Below are 5,956 nucleotides of genomic sequence, written 5' to 3'. Positions count from 1 at the left end.
GTGTCGCGGCCGTTCGTCGGAGATCGGCCGTTCGTCGGAGCGACGCGCCGTCGACCGGTCCGAAGAACCGCCGATCTCCGACGATGTGCCGATGAGCGCACGGACCGATCGGCCCGGATGGGGGCATGACCGCCATCGCGCAGATCGCCGCGAACGCCGAACGCATCGAGCCCGCCGCCCCGCCGATGCCGGCGCGTAGCATCGGCAGACGGCGCAGGGCAAGCCCTTCGACGGCATCCGTCGGCCGCCCTACCGTGAGCGTGGCGCGAGAGGCGCCGCTCCCGGAAGGACGTGACATGGCAACGAAAGCCGCAGCGAAGAAGACCCCCACGAAGAACCGCCGACGTGCCGCCCGTGGCGGCGCCGGTGCTCAGCTCACGAACGAGCAGAACGCCGAGAGCGGGTTCCGCGCCTCGAAGGCGCTGAGCGAGAACCTGCAGCGCGTGCTCGTGGACCTGCTCGAGCTGCAGCTGCAGGGCAAGCAGGCGCACTGGAACGTCGTGGGCACGAACTTCCGCGACACGCACCGTCAGCTCGACGACATCATCGACGCCGCGCGCCGGTTCAGCGACGTGGTCGCCGAGCGGATGCGGGCGCTGCACGCGCTGCCCGACGGTCGCAGCGACATCGTGGCCGAGACGACCACGCTGCCCGAGTTCCCGCAGGGCGAGGTCTCCACGACCGAGACGGTGGATCTCGTCACCGAGCGGCTCGAGGCCGTGATCGCCACCGTGCGCGAGGTGCACGACCCGGTCGACGAGGAGGATCCGACGAGCGCCGACATCCTCCACGAGGTCCTCGAGGAGCTCGAGCAGTTCGCGTGGATGGTCAGCGCCGAGAACCGCACGCCGGCTCGCTCCTGAGCGCCGGGGCGGCGTCCGTCAGCCGAGGCGGATGAAGATCGGGCTGTTCCACAGGTCGGGGCGGTGCCGCACCATCAGCCCCTCGTAGGGCGAGTCGAGCATGCCGCCGTTGCCGTCGTAGATCGCGATGTGCGTGTCGGGCCACCACAGGAGGTCGCCCGCGCGCGCCTCGGAGGCCGGGATCTGCGTGCCGAGCGCCGCCTGCTGGTTCGCGCCGCGCGGCAGGTCGATGCCGAAGCCCTTGAACACGTACTGCACGTAGCCGTCGCACGAGAACGAGTCGTTCGGGTCGTTGCCGGTGCCGTAGGGCACCTTGCCGACGAACTGCCACGCGTACGCGACGACGTTCTCGCCCGAGTACGACTGGGGCGGCGCACCGAACGACGATCCGGATGCCACGGCTCCGGGGGCGGCCGCGACCGGCTGCGGTGCCACGACCTCGACGCTGTAGCCGCCGCGGGCGAGCGCGGCTCCCCGGTCGCTGGCGACGACGAGCGACTGGGCGGGGCCCTGAGCGGCGACGGATGCCGCGGACACCGTCGCGGGCGCGGATCCGGGCTCCATGGCGAACGCCGCGGAGGCCGCCGGAACGACCAGAACCGCGACGGTCAAGACTGTCAGGGTCTGCTTCACCGCACGCATGGGGCACCAGGCTACCCGTCGAACGCCGGGATCTCGAACCGGGGCGTCGATCCTCCGGGCCTGATCCGGCGGCAAAACGATCCCACGAGTCACACTGTTCACAGTCGCCACACAGACCGCGGCGGCCGCGACGACGTCAGCCCGCGGCGTCCTCCTGCGTGTCGGACGTCGCGGTCGGGGTCGCCCGTCCGGCATCCGTCTCCCCGTGGGCGCCCGCCTCCGCGGCATCCGCCTCCGCGTCGACGGCCGCGTGCGCGTCGAGATGCCCGAGGTAGGAGGTGGCGTTGCGGCGCAGGCCCGCGCGCTCCTCGTCGGTCAGCGCGCGACGCACCTTCGCGGGCACGCCGGCCACGAGCGACCCCGGCGGCACCTGCGTGCCCTCGAGCACGACCGCTCCCCCGGCGACGAGGCTGCCGGCACCGATCACGGCGCCGTTGAGGACGACGCTCCCCATGCCGACGAGCGCGCCGTCCTCGATCGTGCACCCGTGCACGACGGCGTTGTGCCCGACCGAGACGTCCTGGCCGATCGTCGCCGGGAAGCCGCGGTCGACGTGCACCACGACGCCGTCCTGCAGGTTGCTGCGCGCGCCGACGACGATCGACGCGGCCTCCGCGCGCAGCACCGCGTTGTACCAGACCGACGCGTGCTCGCCGAGCGTCACGTCGCCGATCACGCGCGCCCCGTCGGCGACGAAGGCGGATGCCGCGATGACCGGCGCGCGGCCGTGCACGGGGCGGACGGAGGCACCTGCTGCGATGGTCATGATCCGACGATATCCCGCGTGATTCCGCGGCTGTAAGCCCAGGCTTCTCTTGCTTGCGGAATGATCCTGGCTGAGTACCGTTGTGGATATGGCAGGGAACATCTGCCGATATGGAGGGTACGAAGACATGACGAACGACGTGACCACGTCGCAGACGATTTCCGCGACCGCCGCCGGCCCCGAGGCCGCCGCCAGCACCGCGCAGTTCCTGACCCCCGTGGTCCTGGGTCTGCAGGCCCTGGCCGTCAACGGCAAGCAGGCGCACTGGAACGTCCGCGGCAGCAACTTCATCGCGATCCACGAGCTCCTCGACACCCTCGTGGCCAACGCCCAGGGCTTCGCCGACCTCGCCGCCGAGCGCATCGTCGCCCTCGGCCTCCCGATCGACGCCCGCGTCTCGGTCGTCGCCGAGAAGGCCGCTCCCACCAAGGTCCCGGCCGGCTTCGCGCAGTGGCAGACCGAGATCCGCGCGGTCATCGACGACATGGATGCCGTGATCGCCGACGTGCAGGCCGCCATCGACGGCCTCGACGAGACCGACCTCACCAGCCAGGACGTCGCCATCGCGATCAAGGCAGGGCTCGAGAAGGACCGCTGGTTCCTCTTCGCCCACCTCGCCGAGTAAAGACTCCAGCCGACGACGCCCCCGACCGCGAGGCCGGGGGCGTCGTCGTTCCTGCGGGGCTACGCCAGGTGGGTCAGACGGCCCTCGACCATCGTCGCGGCGACACGCATGGCGCGGAGCTCCTGCTCGTCGGCGGTGAGCGGGTCGCGCTCGCACAGCGCGAGGTCGGCGACCAGGCCGGGTTGCAGGGCGCTGCCGGCGTGCGAGCCGCCGGCCGTCGAGGCGGCGAGCGCCACGGCGGCGTCGACGGCCTCCTCGGGGCGCCACGCCTGCCGACCGTCGCGCGTGCGGTGCACGGCCGAGGCCATCGCCGCCCACGGGTCCAGGGACGCGACCGGAGCGTCCGAGCCGAACAGGAGGTTCGCTCCGGCGTCGGCCAGCGACCGCAGCGGGTAGGCGATCGCGGTCTGGTCCGCCCACACCGTCTCGGACAGGTCTCTGTCGTCGAGCGCGTGCTCGGGCTGCACGCTGGCGCCGACGCCGAGCCGCGCGAAGCGCGCCAGGTCGGCGTGCGCGACGAGCTGCGCGTGCTCGATCGTGCCGCGCGCGTCGACGAGGCCGAACGCGTCGAGCGCGTAGGTGACGGCGACGTCGCCGATCGCGTGCACCGCGCACGCCAGCCCGCCGCCGGTCGCGCGCGTCATGAGCTCGATCAACTCGGCCGGCTCGACCGTCAGCACGCCGTGGTTGTGCGGATCGCCCGGGTAGGCGTGCGAGCACGCGGCCGTGCGGGTGCCGAGCGAGCCGTCGCTGATGATCTTGAGCGGCCCCATGCGCACGAGCCCGGCCGGGTCGATCGCGTCGCCGGTCTCGAGGCCCTCGGCGATCGCGCGGTCGAGAAGGGGCGGGTAGACGCCGAACGAGATGCGCATCGTGTCGAAGCCCGCCGCGAGCCGCCGGTTCCACGCCTCGGCGTTCCAGGCCATGTCGAGGTCGACGATCCCGACGACTCCGCGACGCGCCGCGTCCTGCAGCGCCGCGGACACCGCGACGTCGCCGAGCGCGGCGTCGACGGCGTTGAGCCGGCGGGAGATCTCGAACGCGGGACCCTCGCGGAGAAGGCCGGTCCCCTCGACCGGGATGCCCTCGCGTCGCAGCGCCGCGGAGTTGAGCCACACGCTGTGGACGTCGGCGTTGATGAGGTAGGTCGGCACCTCGCCGGTCGCCTCGTCGAGCACGGCGAGAGACGGGCCGTCGGTCCAGAACGCGTCGCGGAAGCCGGCGCCCACGCGCCGACCGTCGCCGAGCACAGGGGCACCCCCCATGAGGCGGGCGGCGTGCGCGGCCGACTCGGCCTGACGCAGCGGCAGGCGCTGCGCGTCGAGCGCCCACTGCACGGTGTGCACGTGGTGGTCCCACAGCCCGGGGACGACCCACGCGCCGCCGGCGTCGAGCACGGCCCCGCGCCGCGGCAGCGCGCCGACCGGCGCGATGTCGGCGATGCGTCCGTCCGCGAGATGGAGATCGACGGCATCCGCGCCGAACGGGTCGAGCCGGTCGGCCCCGGTCAGCCGCGCGTCGGCGACGACGTCGACGCGGGCGCCGCGCGCGAGCGTCATCGCTGGCACCGGGGGCACCAGTACAGCTTGCGCCCGCCGAACTCCTCGACGACGACCTCGGTGCCGCACACGCGGCACGGCAGCCCCGCCCGGTGGTACACCCAGTGGCGGTCGTCCCGGCTGGCCATCGCGCGGCGGTAGGCCTCGGGGTCGAGGTCGTCCATGGTCATCATCTGGCCGGTCTCGACGCCGATGCGCAGCAGCCGCACCCAGTCGCGCCACAGCTCGCGGACGAGCTCCTCGGGCACGTCGCGGCCGGGCGTGTGCGGGTCGAGTCCCGCGCGGAAGAGGAGCTCGGCGCGATAGACGTTGCCGATGCCGCTGACGACGGACTGGTCCATGAGCAGCAGCCCGATCGGCGTGGGCTTGCGGCGCACGGTCGCGGTGAAGCGCTCCTCGCCCTCGGCGGGGTCGTCCACGAGCGGGTCGGGGCCGAGCTTGGCGATCGTCGCGAGCATCTCGTCGGGGGTCTGCAGCTGGCACGCGGTGGGTCCGCGGAGGTCTGCGCACGTGCTGTCCGTGAGCAGTCGCAGGCGCACCTGTCCCACCACCGGCGGCGGCCACGCGTCGCCCTCGTCGGCCAGGCCCGTGGTCTGCTCGCTCATGCGCACGTGCACGCGCGTTCGCCGCGGAGCTCCGATCGAGGTCAGCGAGTTCTCGCCCGCGGCATCCATCACGCGGTCGAGATCGGTGCCGCGCTGGTTCGTCTGACCCATGCGGCCGTTCGCCGACGCGATCGTCGGGTCGACGAGGATCTCGCCGGCGAAGTCCCACGCCCCGTACATGCCCAGGTGGACGCGCAGCCAGAGCTCGTCGTCGAACTCGAGGAACATCTGCTTGCCGACGGCGCGCACGTCGACCGCGGCACGGCCGTCGATGACCGCGGCGCCCTCCGCGAAGCGGCCCTGGGGGCTGGATGCCGCGACCTGCCGTCCGACGAAGTTCCGGTCGAACTGGCGGGCGATCCTGTGGACGGAATGGCCTTCGGGCATCAGTGCGCGCGAGGATCGGGCGCGAGCGTGCCGTGCGTCTCGTACACCGCGATCTGGTGGATGCGCCGGACGTGGCGCTCGTCGTGCGAGAACGGCGTCTCGATGAAGCGGTCGATGAACGACGCGGCCTCCTCGAACGTGTGCTGACGTGCGCCGATCGCGATGACGTTCGCGTCGTTGTGCTCGCGCGCGAGCTCGGCGGTCGCGAGGTTCCACACGAGCGCCGCGCGGATGCCCTCCACCTTGTTGGCGGCGATCTGCTCGCCGTTGCCGGAGCCGCCGAACACGACGCCGAGGGCCTCGATCCCCGCCGCCTGGTCGCGCACGACGGCGTCGGCGGCGCGGATGCAGAAGGCCGGGTAGTCGTCCAGCGGGTCGTACTCGACGGGGCCGTGGTCGATGACCTCGTGGCCTGCCTCGGCCAGGTGGTGCTGGAGCTGCGTGGAGAACTCGAGGCCGGCGTGGTCCGTGCCGATGTGGATGCGCATGCCCCTCATCTTAGGGAGCAC

The 5,956-nt window shown here is 72.6% G+C and carries 8 protein-coding genes; 3 read left to right on the top strand and 5 right to left on the bottom strand.

Going from position 1 to position 5,956, the window contains the following annotated elements:
• On the top strand, nt 1–199 hold a 199-nt coding region (locus WML84_RS12155), incomplete at its 5' end, for a hypothetical protein (RefSeq protein WP_347346406.1).
• 97 nt (nt 200–296) lie between these two features.
• Nucleotides 297–863: a DNA starvation/stationary phase protection protein gene (locus WML84_RS12150; RefSeq protein WP_347346405.1), complete on the top strand. Its 567-nt coding sequence runs from the start codon at nt 297–299 to the stop codon at nt 861–863.
• An 18-nt stretch (nt 864–881) separates the two neighbouring features.
• Here the strand turns inward: WML84_RS12150 and WML84_RS12145 are convergent, their stop codons facing one another.
• Both WML84_RS12145 and WML84_RS12140 read right to left on the bottom strand, forming a co-directional pair.
• The gene (locus WML84_RS12145; protein WP_347346404.1) at nt 882–1,475 is read right to left on the bottom strand and encodes an NlpC/P60 family protein; all 594 of its coding nucleotides are present in this window, start codon (nt 1,473–1,475) and stop codon (nt 882–884) included.
• Nucleotides 1,476–1,641: 166 nt separating this feature from the next.
• Nucleotides 1,642–2,271: a gamma carbonic anhydrase family protein gene (locus WML84_RS12140; protein ID WP_347346403.1), complete on the bottom strand. Its 630-nt coding sequence runs from the start codon at nt 2,269–2,271 to the stop codon at nt 1,642–1,644.
• A gap of 139 nt (nt 2,272–2,410) precedes the next feature.
• Here WML84_RS12140 and WML84_RS12135 point away from each other — a divergent pair, with 139 nt between their 5' ends.
• Nucleotides 2,411–2,896, top strand: coding sequence for a DNA starvation/stationary phase protection protein (locus tag WML84_RS12135; protein WP_347346408.1), 486 nt, complete (start codon nt 2,411–2,413; stop codon nt 2,894–2,896).
• A 59-nt stretch (nt 2,897–2,955) separates the two neighbouring features.
• Here the strand turns inward: WML84_RS12135 and WML84_RS12130 are convergent, their stop codons facing one another.
• From WML84_RS12130 to WML84_RS12120, 3 genes are read right to left on the bottom strand one after another with little or no spacing between them, the layout of a single operon-like run.
• On the bottom strand, nt 2,956–4,455 hold the full coding sequence (locus WML84_RS12130; protein WP_347346407.1) for an amidohydrolase family protein: 1,500 nt from the start codon (nt 4,453–4,455) through the stop codon (nt 2,956–2,958).
• A complete protein-coding gene (locus WML84_RS12125; RefSeq protein WP_347346402.1) occupies nt 4,452–5,447 on the bottom strand; it encodes a DNA-formamidopyrimidine glycosylase family protein in 996 nt (331 codons plus the stop codon). Before WML84_RS12125 ends, WML84_RS12130 begins: the two co-directional genes overlap by 4 nt.
• Nucleotides 5,447–5,935 carry a ribose-5-phosphate isomerase gene (locus WML84_RS12120; RefSeq protein WP_347346401.1) on the bottom strand — a complete coding sequence of 163 codons (489 nt, stop codon included), beginning with the start codon at nt 5,933–5,935 and terminating at the stop codon, nt 5,447–5,449. Before WML84_RS12120 ends, WML84_RS12125 begins: the two co-directional genes overlap by 1 nt.
• Between the last annotated feature and the right edge of the window lie 21 nt (nt 5,936–5,956).

It is taken from the genome of Microbacterium sp., assembly GCF_039812165.1.
Classification (GTDB): Bacteria; Actinomycetota; Actinomycetes; order Actinomycetales; family Microbacteriaceae; genus Microbacterium.
Note: the sequence above shows the minus strand (reverse complement) of the source record. Positions and strands in the feature narration are given on the sequence as shown.

Coding starts and splice junctions, on each gene's coding strand:
- WML84_RS12150 (WP_347346405.1), top strand. CDS start 297: ATGGCAACGAAAGCCGCAGCGAAGAAGACCCCCACGAAGAACCGCCGA.
- WML84_RS12140 (WP_347346403.1), bottom strand. CDS start 2,271: ATGACCATCGCAGCAGGTGCCTCCGTCCGCCCCGTGCACGGCCGCGCG.
- WML84_RS12130 (WP_347346407.1), bottom strand. CDS start 4,455: ATGACGCTCGCGCGCGGCGCCCGCGTCGACGTCGTCGCCGACGCGCGG.
- WML84_RS12125 (WP_347346402.1), bottom strand. CDS start 5,447: ATGCCCGAAGGCCATTCCGTCCACAGGATCGCCCGCCAGTTCGACCGG.
- WML84_RS12120 (WP_347346401.1), bottom strand. CDS start 5,935: ATGCGCATCCACATCGGCACGGACCACGCCGGCCTCGAGTTCTCCACG.